The organism is Candidatus Desulforudis audaxviator MP104C (assembly GCF_000018425.1).
Taxonomy (GTDB): Bacteria; Bacillota; Desulfotomaculia; order Desulfotomaculales; family Desulforudaceae; genus Desulforudis; species Desulforudis audaxviator.
The window spans coordinates 348,675-365,302 of the sequence record NC_010424.1 but is presented as its reverse complement, the minus strand read 5'-3'; the positions used below and the strand labels follow the sequence as shown (position 1 = coordinate 365,302).

18 protein-coding genes and 1 pseudogene are annotated in these 16,628 nt (G+C 63.0%); 2 read left to right on the top strand and 17 right to left on the bottom strand.

Annotation, left to right across the window (positions count from 1 at the left end; genetic code table 11):
- Positions 1-17: 17 nt before the first annotated feature.
- The 6 genes from argB to DAUD_RS01750 form a co-directional block, all read right to left on the bottom strand.
- Positions 18-908, bottom strand: a complete 891-nt coding sequence (argB, locus tag DAUD_RS01775) for an acetylglutamate kinase (protein ID WP_041571042.1) — start codon at positions 906-908, stop codon at positions 18-20.
- Positions 909-962: 54 nt separating this feature from the next.
- Positions 963-2,186: a bifunctional glutamate N-acetyltransferase/amino-acid acetyltransferase ArgJ gene (gene argJ, locus DAUD_RS01770; RefSeq protein ID WP_012301490.1), complete on the bottom strand. Its 1,224-nt coding sequence runs from the start codon at positions 2,184-2,186 to the stop codon at positions 963-965.
- Positions 2,187-2,375: 189 nt separating this feature from the next.
- Positions 2,376-3,416 carry an N-acetyl-gamma-glutamyl-phosphate reductase gene (argC, locus tag DAUD_RS01765; RefSeq protein WP_012301489.1) on the bottom strand — a complete coding sequence of 347 codons (1,041 nt, stop codon included), beginning with the start codon at positions 3,414-3,416 and terminating at the stop codon, positions 2,376-2,378.
- Between the two features lie 71 nt (positions 3,417-3,487).
- Positions 3,488-4,534 (bottom strand): AmmeMemoRadiSam system radical SAM enzyme, encoded by a 1,047-nt coding sequence (gene amrS, locus DAUD_RS01760; RefSeq protein ID WP_012301488.1) that lies wholly within the window; start codon positions 4,532-4,534, stop codon positions 3,488-3,490.
- A 30-nt stretch (positions 4,535-4,564) separates the two neighbouring features.
- Positions 4,565-5,977, bottom strand: coding sequence for an AmmeMemoRadiSam system protein A (gene amrA / locus DAUD_RS01755; protein WP_012301487.1), 1,413 nt, complete (start codon positions 5,975-5,977; stop codon positions 4,565-4,567).
- A 43-nt stretch (positions 5,978-6,020) separates the two neighbouring features.
- Positions 6,021-6,698, bottom strand: a complete 678-nt coding sequence (locus tag DAUD_RS01750; RefSeq protein ID WP_012301486.1) for a LysE family transporter — start codon at positions 6,696-6,698, stop codon at positions 6,021-6,023.
- A 124-nt stretch (positions 6,699-6,822) separates the two neighbouring features.
- Here DAUD_RS01750 and DAUD_RS01745 point away from each other — a divergent pair, with 124 nt between their 5' ends.
- On the top strand, positions 6,823-7,668 hold the full coding sequence (locus DAUD_RS01745) for an SDH family Clp fold serine proteinase (RefSeq protein WP_012301485.1): 846 nt from the start codon (positions 6,823-6,825) through the stop codon (positions 7,666-7,668).
- 15 nt (positions 7,669-7,683) lie between these two features.
- Here DAUD_RS01745 and DAUD_RS01740 read toward each other — a convergent pair whose 3' ends face one another.
- The 9 genes and pseudogenes from DAUD_RS01740 to DAUD_RS12235 all read right to left on the bottom strand — a co-directional run.
- Positions 7,684-8,016: a hypothetical protein gene (locus tag DAUD_RS01740; protein WP_012301484.1), complete on the bottom strand. Its 333-nt coding sequence runs from the start codon at positions 8,014-8,016 to the stop codon at positions 7,684-7,686.
- A 9-nt stretch (positions 8,017-8,025) separates the two neighbouring features.
- Positions 8,026-8,301, bottom strand: a complete 276-nt coding sequence (locus tag DAUD_RS01735; RefSeq protein WP_012301483.1) for a hypothetical protein — start codon at positions 8,299-8,301, stop codon at positions 8,026-8,028.
- A 406-nt stretch (positions 8,302-8,707) separates the two neighbouring features.
- On the bottom strand, positions 8,708-9,499 hold the full coding sequence (locus DAUD_RS01730; RefSeq protein WP_012301482.1) for an N-acetylmuramoyl-L-alanine amidase family protein: 792 nt from the start codon (positions 9,497-9,499) through the stop codon (positions 8,708-8,710).
- 63 nt (positions 9,500-9,562) lie between these two features.
- Positions 9,563-9,955, bottom strand: coding sequence for a 30S ribosomal protein S9 (gene rpsI / locus DAUD_RS01725; RefSeq protein ID WP_012301481.1), 393 nt, complete (start codon positions 9,953-9,955; stop codon positions 9,563-9,565).
- An 18-nt stretch (positions 9,956-9,973) separates the two neighbouring features.
- On the bottom strand, positions 9,974-10,390 hold the full coding sequence (gene rplM / locus DAUD_RS01720; RefSeq protein WP_041571041.1) for a 50S ribosomal protein L13: 417 nt from the start codon (positions 10,388-10,390) through the stop codon (positions 9,974-9,976).
- Between the two features lie 282 nt (positions 10,391-10,672).
- The gene (rnr, locus tag DAUD_RS01715) at positions 10,673-12,793 is read right to left on the bottom strand and encodes a ribonuclease R (RefSeq protein WP_012301479.1); all 2,121 of its coding nucleotides are present in this window, start codon (positions 12,791-12,793) and stop codon (positions 10,673-10,675) included.
- Between the two features lie 7 nt (positions 12,794-12,800).
- A complete protein-coding gene (locus DAUD_RS01710; protein WP_041570722.1) occupies positions 12,801-13,352 on the bottom strand; it encodes an HDIG domain-containing metalloprotein in 552 nt (183 codons plus the stop codon).
- 134 nt (positions 13,353-13,486) lie between these two features.
- Complete coding sequence (locus tag DAUD_RS01705; protein WP_012301477.1) at positions 13,487-13,897, bottom strand: PaaI family thioesterase; 411 nt, start codon at positions 13,895-13,897, stop codon at positions 13,487-13,489.
- Between the two features lie 164 nt (positions 13,898-14,061).
- A pseudogene (locus DAUD_RS12235) lies at positions 14,062-14,352 on the bottom strand (ISLre2-like element ISCde3 family transposase); the annotation flags it as partial.
- Between the two features lie 136 nt (positions 14,353-14,488).
- Here DAUD_RS12235 and DAUD_RS01700 point away from each other — a divergent pair.
- On the top strand, positions 14,489-15,451 hold the full coding sequence (locus DAUD_RS01700; RefSeq protein ID WP_012301476.1) for an ADP-ribosylglycohydrolase family protein: 963 nt from the start codon (positions 14,489-14,491) through the stop codon (positions 15,449-15,451).
- A gap of 49 nt (positions 15,452-15,500) precedes the next feature.
- Here DAUD_RS01700 and DAUD_RS01695 read toward each other — a convergent pair whose 3' ends face one another.
- Both DAUD_RS01695 and DAUD_RS01690 read right to left on the bottom strand, forming a co-directional pair.
- Positions 15,501-15,698 (bottom strand): hypothetical protein, encoded by a 198-nt coding sequence (locus tag DAUD_RS01695; protein WP_012301475.1) that lies wholly within the window; start codon positions 15,696-15,698, stop codon positions 15,501-15,503.
- Entirely contained in the window at positions 15,695-16,207 is a 513-nt protein-coding gene (locus tag DAUD_RS01690; RefSeq protein ID WP_012301474.1) for a metal-dependent hydrolase, read from the bottom strand. The genes DAUD_RS01695 and DAUD_RS01690 overlap by 4 nt, the downstream gene beginning before the upstream one ends.
- Between the last annotated feature and the right edge of the window lie 421 nt (positions 16,208-16,628).

Genomic DNA, 16,628 nt, shown 5'->3' with positions numbered 1-16,628 from the left:
TGGCCCCTTTTTTTTAATTAAGGGAGGACCATGGTGCCGATGCCTTCGTCGGTAAAGATCTCCAGCAAGACGGCGTGCGGTTGGCGACCGTTCAGGATGTGGGTGCGGTTCACCCCGGCCCGGAGCGCATCCAGGCAGGCCTCGACCTTGGGCAGCATGCCGCCGCTGATGACACCGGACTCCCTGAGGGGGCCGACCTCTTCCATTCGGATGACCGACATCCGGGATTCCCGGTCGCCCGGCCGCCGCATGATCCCCTCCACGTCGGTCAGGAGGACCAGCTTGTCGGCCTGCAGCGCGGCGGCCAGTTTCCCCGCCACGTAGTCGGCGTTGATGTTGTAGCTCTCCCCGTCCGGGCCGACCGCGGTTGGCGCGATGACCGGGATGTACCCTTCCTTGATCACATTTTTGATGATCTCGGGGTTCACCCGGGCCACTTCGCCCACGAAGCCGATGTCCACGGGTTCCCAGCTGCCGTCGGCTTTACGAACCTCGGGCATTTTCTTGGCCGCTTCGAAAAGGTCGGCGTCCTTGCCACACAGCCCGATGGCATGCCCGCCGGTCTTGTTGATCAGGGCGACGATTTCCTTGTTGATCTTGCCGACCAGGACCATCTCCACGATCTCCATTGTCTCGCGGTCGGTAACCCGCAGGCCGTTGACGAAGTCCGATTCCTTGCCGAGTTTGCGCAGCATGTCGGTGATGTCCGGACCGCCCCCGTGCACCAGTACCGGGTGCATGCCCACGTACTTCATCAGTACGACGTCCTGGATCACCGCCTGCTTCAGACGGCGGTCGACCATGGCGTGGCCGCCGTACTTGATGACCACGATTTTGCCGTAGAATTTCTTGATGTACGGCAGGGCTTCCACCAGAATTCCCGCTTTATCCAGCGCCGTAAGCTCCATCCCCACGTTCCCGTTGTCCCCGTTCAATCTTTCCAACCTCCCGCCTTTGCTTTGTCAGGTTCGGTAGTTAGCGTTGATCCGCACGTAGTCGTATGAGAAGTCGCACCCCCACGCCCGGGCCTCGCCGTCTCCGTCGTGAAAATCGACCGTGACCACCACCGGGTCCCGGGCCAGAATCCGGCTGGCCCGCTCCTCGTCAAAATCCAGTCCCCGCCCGTCGCCGGCCACCTGGAGGTCACCCAGGTACACGTCGAAGCGGTCGGGATTAAACACGGCGCCCGAGTAACCGGCGGCGCAAATGATCCGGCCCCAGTTGGCGTCGTTGCCGAAAACGGCCGTCTTCACCAGGCTGGAGCTGATCACGGCGCGGGCCGCCAGGCGGGCGTCCTCTTCGCTCGGCGCACCCTTGATCCGGACCTCCAGCAGCCGGGTCGCCCCCTCCCCGTCGCGGGCGATCGCCCGGGCCAGGCGGACGCAGACCGCGGTCAGAGCCTGCACGAAACGGCCGTAGGCGGCGCTGCCGGGGGCAAGCGGCCGGGCCCCGGACCAGCCGTTGGCGACCACCACCACCATGTCGTTGGTGCTCGTGTCTCCGTCCACGCTGATCATGTGGAAGGATCGGTCGACGGCGTGGCGCAAGGCCTCCTGCAGAAGCGGCGCCTCAACGGCGGCGTCGGTGGTGATAAAGGCCATCATGGTGGCCATGTTGGGGTGAATCATGCCCGAACCCTTGGCGATGCCGCCGATGGTTACCACCGGGCCGTCCGGCTCGGCTCTGAACCGGAGGGCGGCTTGCTTGGGCACGGTGTCGGTGGTCATGATCGCCTCGGCCGCGTCCAGCCCCCCCTCGGTGCTCAAGAGCGCCACCGCCCGCGGGACCGCCTCCGTGATCTTATCCAAAGGCAGGCGCTGACCGATCACCCCGGTGGAGGCGACCAGCACTGTCTCCTCGGGGATGTCAAGCGCCGCCGCGGTCACCCGTCCCATTTCCAGGGCGTCCTCAATCCCGCCCGGTCCGTTGCAGGTGTTGGCGTTGCCGCTGTTGATGATCAGGGCCTGTAGCCGGCCAGCGCGGACCCGGGGCATGGAGATCAAGACGGGCGCGCCTTTGACCCGGTTGGTCGTGAAGACTCCCGCCGCCGTTCCCGGACGTTCCGAAAAAATTAGCGCCAGGTCCTTTTTATTGCGTTTCAACCCGGCGTACAGCCCACAGGCCTTGAAACCCCCGGCGGCCGTAATCCCGCCGCCGTCCAGCCACTCAAACTCGAAGTCGGTCAAGGCAAGACCTCCTAATAGAGTAGAATTCAGAATCCAGAATTCAGAATGGCAACCAACCGGGAGGGAGCCAGAGCACAGAAGGCGGAATCTGGAACAAGCAGTAACCGGAACTCAAGATTACCTAAAATCTGCGGCAACGTTTGGTTCTCTTCTGAATTCTGGATTCTGAATTCTATATTCTTGTTCCTCCTATGGATAAAGCCCTGGAAACACCAGCCCCGTCGTTTCGTCCAGGCCGAAGATCAGGTTCAGGTTCTGCACAGCCTGGCCGGAAGCCCCCTTCATCAGGTTGTCGATCGCCGAGAGCACGATCACCCGGCCGGTGCGCGGGTCGGGAACCACCGCCAGGTCGCAGTGGTTGGTCCCGGCCACCGCCTTGGTCTGCGGCAGCATTCCGGGCGGCAGCACCCGGACGAACGGTTCCTCCCGGTAGTAATCGGCGTAAAGTTCGTATAATTCGTCCCGGTCCGGCAGCACCGCCGGCCGGGTGTAGATGGTGGCCAGAATCCCCCGGACCATTGGCACCAGGTGGGGCGTGAACGCAACGGTGAGGTCCCGTCCCGCCAGCCGTCCCAACTGCTCCTCGATCTCCGGGGTGTGCCGGTGCACGCCCACGTTGTAGGCCTGGAAGTTCTCGTTAGTCTCGGCAAAATGGGTCTTCAGGGAAAACCCCCGCCCGGCCCCGGAAACGCCGGACTTGGCGTCGATCACGATCTCTCCGGGGTCGATCAGGCCCTTGGCCAAGAGCGGCGCCAGACCCAGGATGGACGCCGTCGGGTAACAGCCCGGGTTGGCCACCAGGTCGGCACCCCGCAGGGCCTCACGGTTGATCTCCGGCAGGCCGTACACGGCCCGGGGCAGAAGTTCCGCGGCCGTATGGGGCACCCGGTACCAGGACTCATACACCGCCTGGTCACGGAAGCGGAAGTCGGCCCCCAGGTCGACCAGTTTCTTGCCCCGGGAGAGCACTTCCCGGGCCACGTCCATGGAGTGCCCGTGCGGCAGAGCCGTGAAAAGCACATCCGCCCGGTCCACCAGGCGGGGCAGGTCAAGCTCCTCACACTGCAGGTCGGTGTAGTTCTTCAGGTGCGGGTAGACCCGCCAGTAGTGCTCGCCGACATAGCTGCGGGAAGTCAGACCGACCAGTTCGACGTGCGGGTGGCGGGTCAACAGGCGGACCAGTTCCGCACCCGTGTAGCCGGTGGACCCCACGATTCCAACCTTGATCAATTCTCCCTACCCCCGGAATTAATGTTCATAATTATACAAAGGCATTTATAATAATTCAACCCTGAACTTTCTTACAAGATCCCTCCGCGCCTCGGCCGCCTCCCGGAGTCCGTGACGCGGGCCTCCCCGACGATGTTCAGGGCGTACCCGCAGTGCGCGCAGCGGTTGCCTGCACTCAGGTGCAGTTCCCGGATGATGTACCCCGACCGTTCGATGACCTTCTTCCGGCACCGCGGGCAGTATGTGTAGCCGTTCTCCACGTCCCAGACGTTGCCCAGGTACACGTGGGAAAGCTTCCGGGCGGCGATCTCGCGGGCGCGCCGCATGGTCTCGAGCGGCGTCGCAGGAAGGTCCAGGCGGTAGTTCGGGAAATAGCGGGACAGGTGCAAGGGGATTTCCGGGTTGATCCCGGCGATCCAGGAGGCCAGTTCCCCTATTTCCTCCGGGGAGTCGTTTTCCCCGGTGACCAGGAGCGTGGTCAGCTCCACCAGGCACCGCGGTGCCGCCGCCTCGACCGTGCGCCGCACCGGGTCCAGGCGCCCCGCGCACATCCGGCGGTAGAAGTCGTCGGTGAAGGCCTTGACATCGATGTTCATGGCGTCCACGTACGGCAGGAGCTTCTCCAGCGGCTCAAGTTCGATGAATCCGTTGGTCACCAGGACGTTCTTCAGGCCGGCCTCGCGGGCCTGCACCGCCGTCTCGTAAACAAACTCGTACCAGACCACTGGTTCGGAGTACGTGTAGGCGATCCCGATGCAGTGGTGGTTCTGCCGGCGGGCCAACTCGACGATCTTGGCAGGCGTAACCCGGATCGTCGAGGGCTCCCCGTGGGCGATCTCCCAATTCTGGCAGAACCGGCAGTGCAGGTTGCAGCCCACCGTGCCCAGGGAAAAGATCTCGTGCCCGGGGTAGAAGTGGTACAGGGGTTTTTTCTCGATCGGGTCAAGGCCGTAGGAGGCGACCTCCCCGAAGTTCAAGGTGTGCAAAACGCCGCCTACGTTCTTGCGGACCCGGCAAACGCCCGTGCGGCCTTCCTTGACCGCACAGCGGTTGGGACACAGAACGCAGGTAACATATTGTTTCTCCGGCTCGGATACAAAGAACTCGGCCCGGCGCAAGGGCGACCTACCTACTTTCTTTCAATCCGATCAGGTGTAGCGGGTGACCGTGAAGCGCTCCACCTTTATGGGCGCGTCTGGCGCAATGCCGGCTTTCTCCCGGACGATGGACAGCTGTTTTTCCACGGTGTCGATCCCTTCCAGGTCGGGCAGGAGCACCCCCGAACGGCGCCCATGCGACACGACCACCCCGTACTTTTTCGGGTCCAGGGTGGACAGATCCTCGACCGGCTCGAGCGGCGACAGCACGTCCACCGAATACTGGAGGTCCTCCAGTTCCGCTGCGCGCACCGGGAAGAAGCGTGGGTCACGGTTGGCGGCCGCCAGGGCGTTCTGCAATACCTCTTCCACGATGGAATCCCGCGTGGGCAGGATGGTGCCGATGCAGCCACGGAGTTGGCCGTGCTTCTTGATGGAAACGAACGTCCCCCCGGAACGCTGGAACTCGGGCGGGACGTCGCCCGGTTCGGGCGGCTCGGTTTTGCGGCAGTGGCTCTCCACCTGCCGCCGGGCGAGGCGCACCAGGTAACTCTCTTTGGCCCGCCGGGCGGCGACGATTTGCGCACGCCGCTTCTGGAGCTCTTCCGCCAGGCCATCTCGGTCTCCCGAACGCGGTTCCCCGGGAGTCAGAACGGCAACCATGTAGCCTACCCCGAAGGGCGCTTCGTAGGACAGCACCTCGGACCGGAAATCGCGACCGTCCAACGCGCCCAGCATCATAATGATGGGCCGCAGACCGCATTCACCGGCCTCCTCGGCCAGCTCTTCGTCGATTTCAACCAGGCCCCGGAGGTCCCCCTGACGAAGTAATTCGACCACCCGGGCGTCAAAATCCCTGGCCCGGGGGCTGTAACCTGCGGGTGCATCACGGGTCAACCGGTGGGACAGGTCCCCACTGGCGATCAGAGCTGTTTTCCGCTTCAGGTCCAGGGCGGCTTCCCGCACGGCCCGGCCGAAGAAATAGAGTCTCTCCCGGGACATGAGGCCCATCCCCACCACGATCAACGGCAGTTCCACGCCAGCCCGCCGCAACCAATACAGGGGTACGGTCACACCGTGGTCCAGGCCGGTGGAGGCCCGACCCCGGTAGATGCGCTCGGCCTGTTCATCCACCGCCACCGTAAGCAGGTTGTAAGGCTCACACTTGATGCGGATCTCGGCGGCCAGTTCCAGGTCGTTGGGCAGGTTGAAACTGACTTCCGGCGCCCCGAACCGGCCCAGGTCACCCCGCAGCCGGGGTACCATGGTGATCCCGACGCCCTCGCCGAACACCGAACCGTGGGGCGTGATGAGCACCAGGGTTTCGGCACCGCTCCCGGCGATCCGGCGCCCGAGTTCCAGTAAGGCGTTCTGTGAGTCCGCCGTCTCCGCCGCCCGCCGGGAGCCCACTTCGGGCACCATCACCGGCGGGTGCGGCACGATGCCGCACAACACTACCCCCATGGTTTGAGCCTCCTCGGGTACCAATTATCCCATTTATTTTATTCTATCCCAGCCACAGGTTTCTTACCAGCCCGCTCCAGATGAAATAGCCGCCCAGCGTGACCAGGAAGGATCCACACACCGCCAGGATGCCGCGGTAAATCCGGGGCGTCAGGAAACGACCGCTCCCGGCGACCGCCGCCGCCACCAGGCTGTACCAGGCCAGGTCGGCCAGGATGTGGCCGGTGAAAAAGGCGGTCAGGCCGGCCGGACCCCGCTCCAGGGAGAGGGTAATGTAGCCGAGGCCGATGGTGGCCCACCAGAGGGTGAAGTAAGGGTTGGACAGGCTGGTGGCGATTCCGAGGCCCACCAGACGCGGCAAGGCCGGCACGGCAGCGGTTCCCGCGGCGGCCCCCGGGTTGCCGCCCGCAGCCACGGCCAGCTGCACCCGCCCCCGGAGGGCGTCCCGGGCGATGGAATACCCCATCCAGATCAGAAAGGCGCCGCCGATGACGGCGATCGCGGCGGTTACCTCCGCCCGGACCAGGACGGCGGCCAGTCCGGCGGTCAGGGCCACGATCAGCGCGGCCTCCAGGATGCCGTGCCCCAGGACTAAGAGCGGCCCCGCCCGGAATCCGTGCCGGGCGGACTCCGCCACCGTCAGGGTCAGCAGGGGTCCCGGCATCATCGCCCCGGTCAGGCCGACGACGAAGGAAGTGGCAAAAATGAGTTCGATTGTCATTGCGGTGTCTTTAGTCTCCCGTTTAGTTTTGAGAGTCTGGTGCGTTCGGCCCGCGGCCGCGGCGGCGGGCTAAAAACCGGTCCCGGGGTGCACAATAAACCGGAAACACGGGAGGAGGCCGGCGATGAATCTCTCCCTCTTCGAAATCTTTTGGATTCTCCTGATCCTGGCGGCGCTTCTGCCGGTGGTCCGCCAGCGCCAGGTGCAGAAAGCCCGCATCAGGCTGATTCGCAAAATCGAAAGGAAACGCGGCGCCCGCCTGATCACCCTGATTCACCGGCAGGAACTGATCAGCCTGTTCGGCATTCCCCTCACCCGGTACATCAACGTTGAGGATTCCGAGCAAATCCTGCGGGCGATCCGGCTCACGCCCCCGCACCTGCCGATCGACCTGGTGCTGCACACGCCGGGCGGCCTGGTGCTCGCCTCGGAGCAAATCGCCCGGGCGCTTTTGCGGCACCCGGCCAAGGTCACGGTGCTGGTGCCCCACTACGCCATGTCCGGGGGCACCATGATCGCCCTGTCCGCCGATGAAATCATCATGGATGAGAATGCCGTGCTCGGCCCCGTGGACCCGCAACTCGGGCAATTCCCGGCGGCTTCGATTATGGAGGCGGTGCGCCGTAAAGGCGACGAACGGGCCTCCGACCGTACCCTGATTATGGCCGACATCTCGGCCAAAGCCTTGAACCAGGTCGAAAACTTCGTCTACTGCCTGCTGGCCGGGAAAATGGAAGAGCCCACCGCTCGGGAGGTGGCGCACACGCTCGCCTCCGGCCGGTGGACACACGACTTCCCGATCACCGCCGAGAAACTGCAGGCCCTGGGCCTCCCGGTCACCACGGGGCTTTCCCGCGACATCTACCTGCTGATGGAGATGTACCCCCAGCCGGCCCAGCGCCGCCCCTCGGTGCAGTTCATTCCGGTGCCGTACGAAGACGAGGACGTAGAACGCCGCCCGCGCCGGTGATCCCTGTGTCCGGGCCTATTCGGCCATCACGTCGGACTCGCCTTCCCCTTCGTTTTTCACGACCGATACCCGCACTTTGGCCCGGTGGGGCAGGTAGTGCCACACCAGGACGCTGAAGTGCTCCCGCGTTCCCGGCATGGCCCGGCGGACCTCCTGCACCGGCGCGCCGTCAACCCAGGTATTGGTCCGGTACTCCAGCTCCCGGCTCAAATAGGGTTCGACCCGAACTCTGATCTCGTCGGGTGCGTCCTCCAGGAAAACGTTGCGGCCGTCGAAGCAGATGCGGCCGTGCAGAATCCCAAGTTCCAGTCGCGCCACCAGCATGTCGCTCACCTCCAAGTCGAGCACGGGCGAAACCTAACACCAGCAGGCCAGCACCTTGACCTTGGCCTTGAAAGGCAGGTAGAAGTTGACCAGCGCGCTGAAGTGGTCATTGGTCCCGGGTGCCGCCCAATGCACCTGCACCACTCTTTTCCCGTCCACCCAGGCGTTTGTCCGGTACTCCAACTCCTGCGTCAGGTACGGTTCAACCCGGGCCCTGATCTCCTCGGCCGTGTCCTTTAGGTATACTCTCTGGCCGTCAAAACAGAGGCGACCGACCTGATCGTCAAATTCAAGACGTACCTCCAGCACGTCGTTCCCCCCCCGACAAGGCGGCGCCAGCGAAGTGCAGGCGCAACTCAAGCGCACGGCGGTGCCCGGTTGCCAGTATCCCCTAGTCTTCGACTTTCAACCGCAAAACCCTTTCCCAAACGGCAAAAACGCCACTAACGGCGTTTGCTTGCAGAAAACCCGCAAAGAAGAATGAGAGGCGCTTATGAACGGTGACTCCAGGTGTGGCGGTTAGTTCCAGTCTAGTGGCCGAAGATAATCACCATCATGTAGCAGAACACGGCAAAGCCGGCGAACAAAAACGTGGCAGGATTCTTCCACTCCATCACCGCTGTCCCCCTTGTGCTGCATCAGTTGATTATGATTATTCTATACGCTTTTGGGTACAGGTTCAAGGGTTTTGTTGAAATCCCATCTCCTGGAACGGTCAGGGAGCGACGGTCTCGGGCACCTGCCGCCGGAAAGTCTCGATGATCTTTTCGTCCACCCACTTGGTGGCCGGGGTGGCCTGCTCGGCGAGGTACTTCACGATCCCGCAGTAGATGGCGAAGGCCATCTTCTGCTGGTAACCCGGATCCTGGAGCAGCTTGAACTCCCGTGGGTTCGTCACGAAGCCGGTTTCAACGATCACCGTGGGCATCGAGGCGTTGCGCCCGAGGAAAAAGTCCATGCCCTTAGGCGTGCGGTCGGTGTTGGCGAGGATGCGGATGATCTCGGCCTGGATGGCCCTGCTGAGCGCGGCGCCGTCTTCCTCCCCGCGCTGGAAAAAGGTCTGGGCCCCGCGCTGGCCCGGGTCGCGGGGGTAGCTGTTGGCGTGAATACTGATAAAGAGGTCGGCGTTCTGCTCCTCGGCCAGACGGACCCGCAAAGCCAGGTCCTCCCGGTAGCGGGTGCCCATCCGGTGGTCGTTGTCGCGGGTCGTGAGCACGGTGGCCCCGCCCTGGCGCAAAAGTTCGGCCAGCTTCAGGGCAATCTCCAGGTTAACGTCCTTCTCGGCCACCGGGCCCTTGCCGACTCCCGTGTCGATACCGCCGTGTCCGGCGTCGACCACAATGGTCTTTCCCGACAGGATCCAGGACAACGCCGCAACGGTCCGCTGCTGGAGATGCGCCTCCAGAGCTTGATAGGCCTGTGAGAAGCCGATCAGAACCAGGGGAATAGCAGCCAGGAGCAATAGGTGGCGCAGGCCGAGCCGGCGGCTGCCGATCCAGACCGGCATGAAAATACCCCCCTCAAGACGCATTCTCTCAAGGAATATGCGTGCCGAGGAGGGATTATGTGCTTAGCGCTTGGAGAACTGGGGAGCCCGCCGGGCCTTCTTGAGCCCGTACTTTTTCCGCTCCTTCATCCGCGGGTCGCGGGTGAGGAAACCGGCCTTTTTCAGAACCGGGCGGAGGTTCGGGTCGGCCTGCACGAGCGCCCGCGCGATGCCGAGCTTGATCGCCCCGGCCTGGCCACTGATTCCGCCGCCGCTCACGGTCGCCCGCACGTTGAATCTCCCGGCGGTGCCGGTGACCTCTAGCGGCTGCCTGACGATCATCTCCAGGGTTTTCCGGCCCAAATAGGCGCCGAGTTCCTTGTCGTTGACTTGTACCGTTCCCGAACCCGGAGAAAGAAACACCCTGGCGATCGCGTTCTTCCTTCTACCGGTGCCGTAGTAGTGTACCTGTGCCACGTTTTGTCTCTCCCTCCTTTACCCCTGCCAGACTTCCGGCCCCTGGGCCTGGTGCGGGTGTTCGGGTCCGGCGTATACCTTGAGTTTCTTGGCCATCTGCGCCCCGAGGCGGGTGTGCGGAAGCATGCCGACCACAGCCTTACGCACCGCCTCCTCCGGCCTCTTGGCCATAAAGGTTCGGTAGTCCACCGCCTTGAGACCGCCCGGGTAACCGGTGTGCCGGTAATAGAACTTGTTGTTAAGCTTGTTGCCGGTCAGTACCGCCTGGGCCGCGTTGACGATGATTACGTGGTCCCCGCAGTCGACGTGGGGGGTGAAACCGGGCTTGTGTTTGCCCCTCAAGATGCGTGCCGCTTCAGCCGCAACCCGGCCGAGCGGTCTTCCGGTGGCGTCCAGGATGTACCACTTCCGCTCCACATCCTGAGCCCGCATCATGTAAGTCGAAGTCGTGTTCACTGCCGCAAACCTCCCGAAAAACCTGAACCCTGCAAGAACACAGGGCTTTGGAGTCATACATCCCCCATTGTACTGCAGGCGCCACCCGGCTGTCAAGGAAAACATCCCTCTCCGAAAAAGGGGCCTGGCCCCTTTTTGGGGGCGTGGTAAGCCGTCCGGCAGCCGCCGTCTGTGGGGCAAATCCTGCACTTCACATCTTTAGCCTGCCGGTTTTGCCGAGCAGGTGGTCCCAAACACGGGCACTCGGAGTACAGCCCCGATTTAGAGCGGGCTGCAGAGGGTGAAGTCGATCTGGCGGTCTTCAACGCTGGCCCGCACCACTTTTACGGTGACCTCGTCTCCCAGCCGGTAGACCTTGCCGGTGCGCTGGCCGACGAGTCGGAAGCCCGGCTGGTCGTAGTCGTAGTAGTCGTCGGCCATGCTGGTCAGGCTGACCAGACCCTCCACCGTATTGTCCAATTCCACGAACATCCCGAAGCCGGTCACCCCGCTGATGATCCCCGGGTATACCTCGCCGATCCGGTTTTGCATGTATTCCACTTTCTTAGTGTCCACGGCCTCCCGCTCGGCCTCCACCGCCAGCCGCTCCCGTTCGGACGACTGCTTCGCGATGTCGGGCAGACAGTTTTGCAGAGCTTTTTTCCGGGTTTCACTCAAGGTTCCCCCGGTCGCCAGCACCTCCCGGATGAGCCGATGGTTCACCAAATCGGGGTAGCGCCGGATCGGGGAGGTGAAGTGGGTGTAGTCCCGGGACGCCAACCCGAAGTGCCCCAGCGGCCCGGGGTGGTAGCGCGCCTGCTGCATCGAGCGCAGCGTCACATCGTTGACCAGCCGCTCCTCTTTCTTCCCGGCCACGCGCGACAGGATGTCCTGCAGCGCGCCGGGCCGGACCCGGGGATAGCCGGGAATGGCGTAGCCCAGGGTCTGGAGCAGGGCTTGCAGGTTCTCCAGCTTCTCGCTGTCCGGCTTCTCGTGCACCCGGCACAGAAAAGGCACTTCCAGTTTGTGCAGGTGTCTGGCCACCACCTCGTTGGTCATCAGCATGAATTCCTCGATGAGCTGTTCGGCGATCGTCCGCTCCACCTTCACCAGGTCTTGCACCCGGCCTTTTTCGTCCAGGAGCACCTTGACCTCAGGCAGATTGAAATCGATCGCCCCCCGGCGGAACCGCCGGGTGCGCAGCACCAGGGCCAACTCCTGCATCAGGCGCAGCATGGGGAGGAGGTCCGCGTAGCGTTTCGTGGTCTCTTCGTCCCCGTTGGTCAAAACCTGCCGGACCGCCGTGTAGGTCAGCCGCTCCCGGGTCCGGATCACCGACGGAAAGATTTCGTACCGGATCACTTCGCCCCCGCGGTCGATATCCATCAGGACGGACAGCGCCAGACGGTCCACTTGGGGATTTAAGCTGCAGATCCCGTTGGAGAGCCGTTCGGGGAGCATGGGGATGACCTTGCCGGGCAGGTAAAAACTTGTGCCCCGCGCGTAGGCCTCCCGGTCCAGGGCGCTCCCCTCAGACACGTAGTACCCAACATCGGCGATGTGCACTCCCAATTGGTACAGGCCGCCGGGCAGGGGCTCTAAGCTCACCGCGTCGTCCAGGTCCTTGGCGTCCTCACCGTCGATGGTGACAATGGCCTGGTCCCGCAGGTCACGCCGGCCGGCCAGGTCCCGCGCGGTGACCGTTTCCGGAATCTGTTCCGCTTCCTTGAGCGCCTGTTTCGGAAAACCTTCCGGTAATCCGTACCGGCGGCAGAGCGCCAGGATGTCCATCCCGGGCTCGTCCGCGGCTCCCAGCACCTCGGTGATCTTGCCCTCCGGGCCACGGCGTTTGCCGGGCCAGGCGGTGAGGGCGACCACCACCTTGTCTCCGGAACGGGCCCCGTTCAGCCTGCCCCGCGGCACGAACACGTCGTGCGGCAGGCGGGGCTCGTCGCAGACCACGAATCCGTAGTTCTGTCTTTTCTGGAAGGTCCCGACCACCCGCTCGTTGGCGTGGTGCAGGATCTTGATCACTTCGCCCTCTTTCTTATCGTTCCGGCCGGGGGTGACCCGCGCCACCACCCGGTCCCCGTGCATCGCGCCATTCAGGGCCGCCGCGCTGATGAACACGTCCGGGTGTTCCCGGTTGTCGGGAATGACGAAGCCGAAGCCGCGGGGATGGCCCTGCAGTCTACCCACGGTGAGATTCATCTTCTCGGGCAGACCGTAACGGGCCGCCCGCGTCTTATAAATCGAACCCTCGATCTCCATTTCCCCAAGCAGCTTCTTGAAGCCGCGCGCACCGCTCTTTTTTACGGCGAAGGCCCGGAGAAGTTCATCCTCGGTCATGGGCCGGTAGGCATCCTTGCGCATGTACTCCAAAATTTCATCTCTAGTAGCCATTTTGTATTTAAAGACCCAACTCCTCGGCTTTTTCCTGCATCGCCTCCAGGCCCAGCCCGATGAACTCTTCCAGGGTCAGGCCCAGTTCCGTGCAGGTCTGCATTTGTTCACGATTGGCGCCCCGGGCGAAAGCCTTTTCCTTGAACCGGTTGGTCAAGAAGGCTACGTCCACGGCGGCCAGTCTCTTTTCCGGACGGATGAGCGCTCCGGCCACGATGAAACCGGTCAGCGGATCCACCGCGTACAGCGCCTTGTCCAACCGGCTCAAGCGGGGCAGGCCGTGACGCTCGTTGTGCACCTTTACCGCGTACACGACTTCCGGGGCTAGCCCCAGTTCCGCCAGCATCCGGGCGCCCTCCATACTGTGGCGGTCCGGATCATCCTTGGTCTGTTCGTAGTCGATATCGTGGAGCAACCCGGTCAGACCCCACGACTCTTCATCCTCCTGAAACCGCCGGGCCAGGCGGCGCATCACCGCTTCCGCGGCCAGGCAGTGTTTCTGCAGGTTCTTGTTCGGCAGATTCTTCTTCAGTAAGGCCAGCGCTTCTTCCCGCTTCAACCTGAAACCTCCTTGGTACTTGTTACTAATTATTTCCTGACTGCGGACCGGCTTAACCTCTAAGGCATAGGTGTGTTCGCTTCCGTTTCCGCCTCCGCCCACCACCGTGCGGCACCCGGCGCCGCACCGCACCGTCAGCCCAGGGCGTCCGGCGGCACCCGTAGGAATTTCCCTTGTGCGACGGCCACCACCGTTCCGTCCTTGAGGCAGGCTTTCGCCTCTAGCGTAAGCAACCGCCCGCGTGCACCGGTCTGCCGGGCCTCCACCAGCAGTTCGCTCCCCACCGGCGCCGGAATGCGGAACCGCACCGTCAGTTCGGCGGTCACCGCCGTTTCGTCGCGCCGGTACAGGAATTGGGCCATGGCCTCGTCGAGCAGGGTGGTAACGATCCCCCCGTGCACGCGGCCGGTCCAGCCCTGGTGCTGGGGCCCCGGCACAAACCGTGTTACGCAGGTGTCCCCCTTGTCCGCGAAAACCAGTTTGAGGCCGATAGGATTGATCGGACTGCAGGCAAAACACATGTGGGTGGTTTCGTCAATCGTCAAGTTACCAGACCCCGATACGGCTGATTTCAATATTCCGGGAATATCCGCGTGGGTGCGGGCCGATGCTATGATTCTACACCAAAAACAGGCAGTCCGCAAACTTAAGGCACCGCCGGGTCCGTGTCAAGACTTAGTAGGCGATCTCCCAGCCGATTTAATTTGAATTAGACCGTAGACCACCTCGGTGAACTAATCTCTCTTACTATGTGCTTGACCCAGTGTTTTCCGGCGTGCGGTCCTTCAAGGGCGGGCACGTTGGCTTGAAGCCAGGCCTCGGGATCTTTGCCGAAGCGTTTGGGCAGTTGGATTGCCTCGGCTCCGACAGCCTTTTTCAGTAGGTCGAACCGAGGTTCCGAGTGTACCGCGTATCTGTCCAGCTCATCATTAGCCCGTACCGCTAACAGGCGTCCCATCCGTTCCGCACCGGCCGGGCTCCAACGCGCCCCAATCCGCCGGTGAGGCAGGGTTAAACAGATCCTTTTAATTTGAGTACGGTGAGGTAGATAAGATAAGGCGGGGAAGCATAGAGGAACCGGCAGGAACGAAGACCGCCGTGAAGCCGGGAAACCAGCATAGAATCACCGGAAGTGGATGAAAGTGAACAAAAGGGAGAGAATCCTGGGCGGACTGTTCGGCGTGACCGTGGGGGATGCCCTGGGAGTGCCGGTGGAATTTGTGTCCCGGGAGGACCTGCGCAAAAAACCGGTTCAAGAGATGTTCGGCTACGGTACTCACCACCAGCCCCCGGGAACGTGGTCGGACGACACTTCTTTGACACTGTGCCTGGTGGAAAGCCTAGTCGAGGCCGGATACAATCTGGCGGACGCCGGGAAGAGATTTGTCCGGTGGTACCGAGAAGGCTACTGGACCCCTTACGGGAGGGCATTCGACATCGGCGGCGCTACCCGGCAGGCGATCCTGCGGCTGGAGGGCGGAGTTGACCCCGCCCTGGCCGGCCCGGACGACGAGATGAGCAACGGCAACGGGTCACTCATGCGCATTTTGCCGGCGGCGCTGTACTTTGCCGAAAGCGAAGTGGAGGCGATGCGCGAGGCCGTCTGCAAAATCTCCTGCCTTACGCACGGGCACCAGCGCAGCCAGCTCGCCTGCTTCCTTTACGCCCTGCTGGCCAACGAACTGCTCGCCGGAAACACACCGGGACTGGCCTACGAAAAAATGAGGGAAAGGGCTCCTGAACTGTGCGCGGGAACTGCTCTGGCCGGAGAACTGCCCCATTTTGAGCGCATTTTAAACGGCTCCCTACCCGGCCTTCCCGGAAGGGAAATCCGCTCCGACGGCTATGTGGTCAGCACACTGGAGGCGGCCGCCTGGTGCCTGTTGAACAACGCCACTTTTTCCGACACCGTTCTTTCGGCCGTAAATCTCGGCGGCGACTCCGATACCACCGGCGCTGTAGCCGGCAGCCTGGCGGGAGTCTATTACGGCTACGGCGCAATACCCCGGAAGTGGCTGGAAAGGCTGGCGCGATTTGAAGAAATCCTGGCCCTTTTTGAAAAGTTCGCCTCCTTGCTAACAAAAAACAGCCTCCATTAACTCTTTTTGCCGCTAGGGTAGTTGACAGCAACAGAAAACGGTCAGCCAGCTACGCCTTAGAGCTTGTTCCCGCACCACCCTTTTCTGAAAAAAGGCCCCGACCGGGCTTCCGCAGGCCCTCGACGTTGGCCAGGCAGCGCACCCGGTACGCCTCGCGGTCCAGGATGTCGGTGAACGCCGCCAGGTCCCTCCCAGAAAGACTCCGGGCGTACCGGTCGATCAAAAGCATAATCCTGTCGTGGCTCATTTCGCCACCCCCCAGACGACCAGCGCGACGGCGACCGCCAGGGCGGGCAGGAAGACGACCCGCTCAAAGAAACTGCCGGTCCGCACCAGGGGCAGGGACGTGCTGCCGCCCCGCGGCCACAGCAGAGGCACGCCGCCCGGAGTCAGGGCGTCCAGCAGTAAGTGTGACAAGTAACCAGCGGCCAGCGCGGAAACCAGCAGGCTCCAAACCGCGCCGGAAGGCGCCCAAAAGAGCGCGGCAAACGCGGCGAGGGCCAAGACGACCGTCGCTCCCAAAAGGAAATACAGGAACCCCCGGTGGCCCAAGGCGAAGTTCAGAACGTCGGATACGGGCCTGGCGGCCCGGCCCAGATTGGAGTGCGGAGAATCCACATCTGGAAGGAGCGCGGCAATTCCCCCAATTCCCGCAGACGCAGCCATAATTCCCGGGTCGCCCTGGTGAAAGACGGCCCCATAGGCCGCGCCGAGACCCGCGCCGGCAACGAAGTGCGTGCGCCAGAGAAAGGTCATCCCCCTTTTTTTGTTTCGCTGAAAGCGGAGCAGGACTGACGCCCTGCTCCTTTCTTGGGTTCCGAAATGGAGAAGCTTGTTCCGGTCAACTTGGGGCGACGGCGCGCTTTTCTGCCGACCTTCTTTCCTGCTTGGACCGGCACTCCCGCCAGGTGGCACAACAGCCCCGCCCAGCTGTTCAGGTCCCCAACGGCGGCGAGAAAGGCCCGGGCGTCGCTTCGCACCTGTTGCGGGTCTTCGTCGCGGCTCAGCGGGCAAGGGTGGTCCGTGCTGGCGTCGCGGACCGCGCGGAGAATGATGGCCGCCGCCAGCCTGCGGTAGGCTGCTTTTTGAAATGCGTGGATGGTTGCAAGTCACCTCCTCAACCGAAAATTGAGCCTTTTCCTATGGGAATTATGCTTTAGCTTTGCCCCGGGGCAAG

Excerpts from the sequence above, each read along its gene's own strand:
- argB (WP_041571042.1), bottom strand. The coding sequence starts at position 908 with ATGGAGCTTACGGCGCTGGATAAAGCGGGAATTCTGGTGGAAGCCCTG.
- amrA (WP_012301487.1), bottom strand. The coding sequence starts at position 5,977 with ATGGGGGTAGTGTTGTGCGGCATCGTGCCGCACCCGCCGGTGATGGTG.
- DAUD_RS01750 (WP_012301486.1), bottom strand. The coding sequence starts at position 6,698 with ATGACAATCGAACTCATTTTTGCCACTTCCTTCGTCGTCGGCCTGACC.
- DAUD_RS01745 (WP_012301485.1), top strand. The coding sequence starts at position 6,823 with ATGAATCTCTCCCTCTTCGAAATCTTTTGGATTCTCCTGATCCTGGCG.
- DAUD_RS01730 (WP_012301482.1), bottom strand. The coding sequence starts at position 9,499 with ATGCCGGTCTGGATCGGCAGCCGCCGGCTCGGCCTGCGCCACCTATTG.
- rplM (WP_041571041.1), bottom strand. The coding sequence starts at position 10,390 with ATGATGCGGGCTCAGGATGTGGAGCGGAAGTGGTACATCCTGGACGCC.
- rnr (WP_012301479.1), bottom strand. The coding sequence starts at position 12,793 with ATGGCTACTAGAGATGAAATTTTGGAGTACATGCGCAAGGATGCCTAC.
- DAUD_RS01700 (WP_012301476.1), top strand. The coding sequence starts at position 14,489 with ATGAAAGTGAACAAAAGGGAGAGAATCCTGGGCGGACTGTTCGGCGTG.
- DAUD_RS01695 (WP_012301475.1), bottom strand. The coding sequence starts at position 15,698 with ATGAGCCACGACAGGATTATGCTTTTGATCGACCGGTACGCCCGGAGT.
- DAUD_RS01690 (WP_012301474.1), bottom strand. The coding sequence starts at position 16,207 with ATGACCTTTCTCTGGCGCACGCACTTCGTTGCCGGCGCGGGTCTCGGC.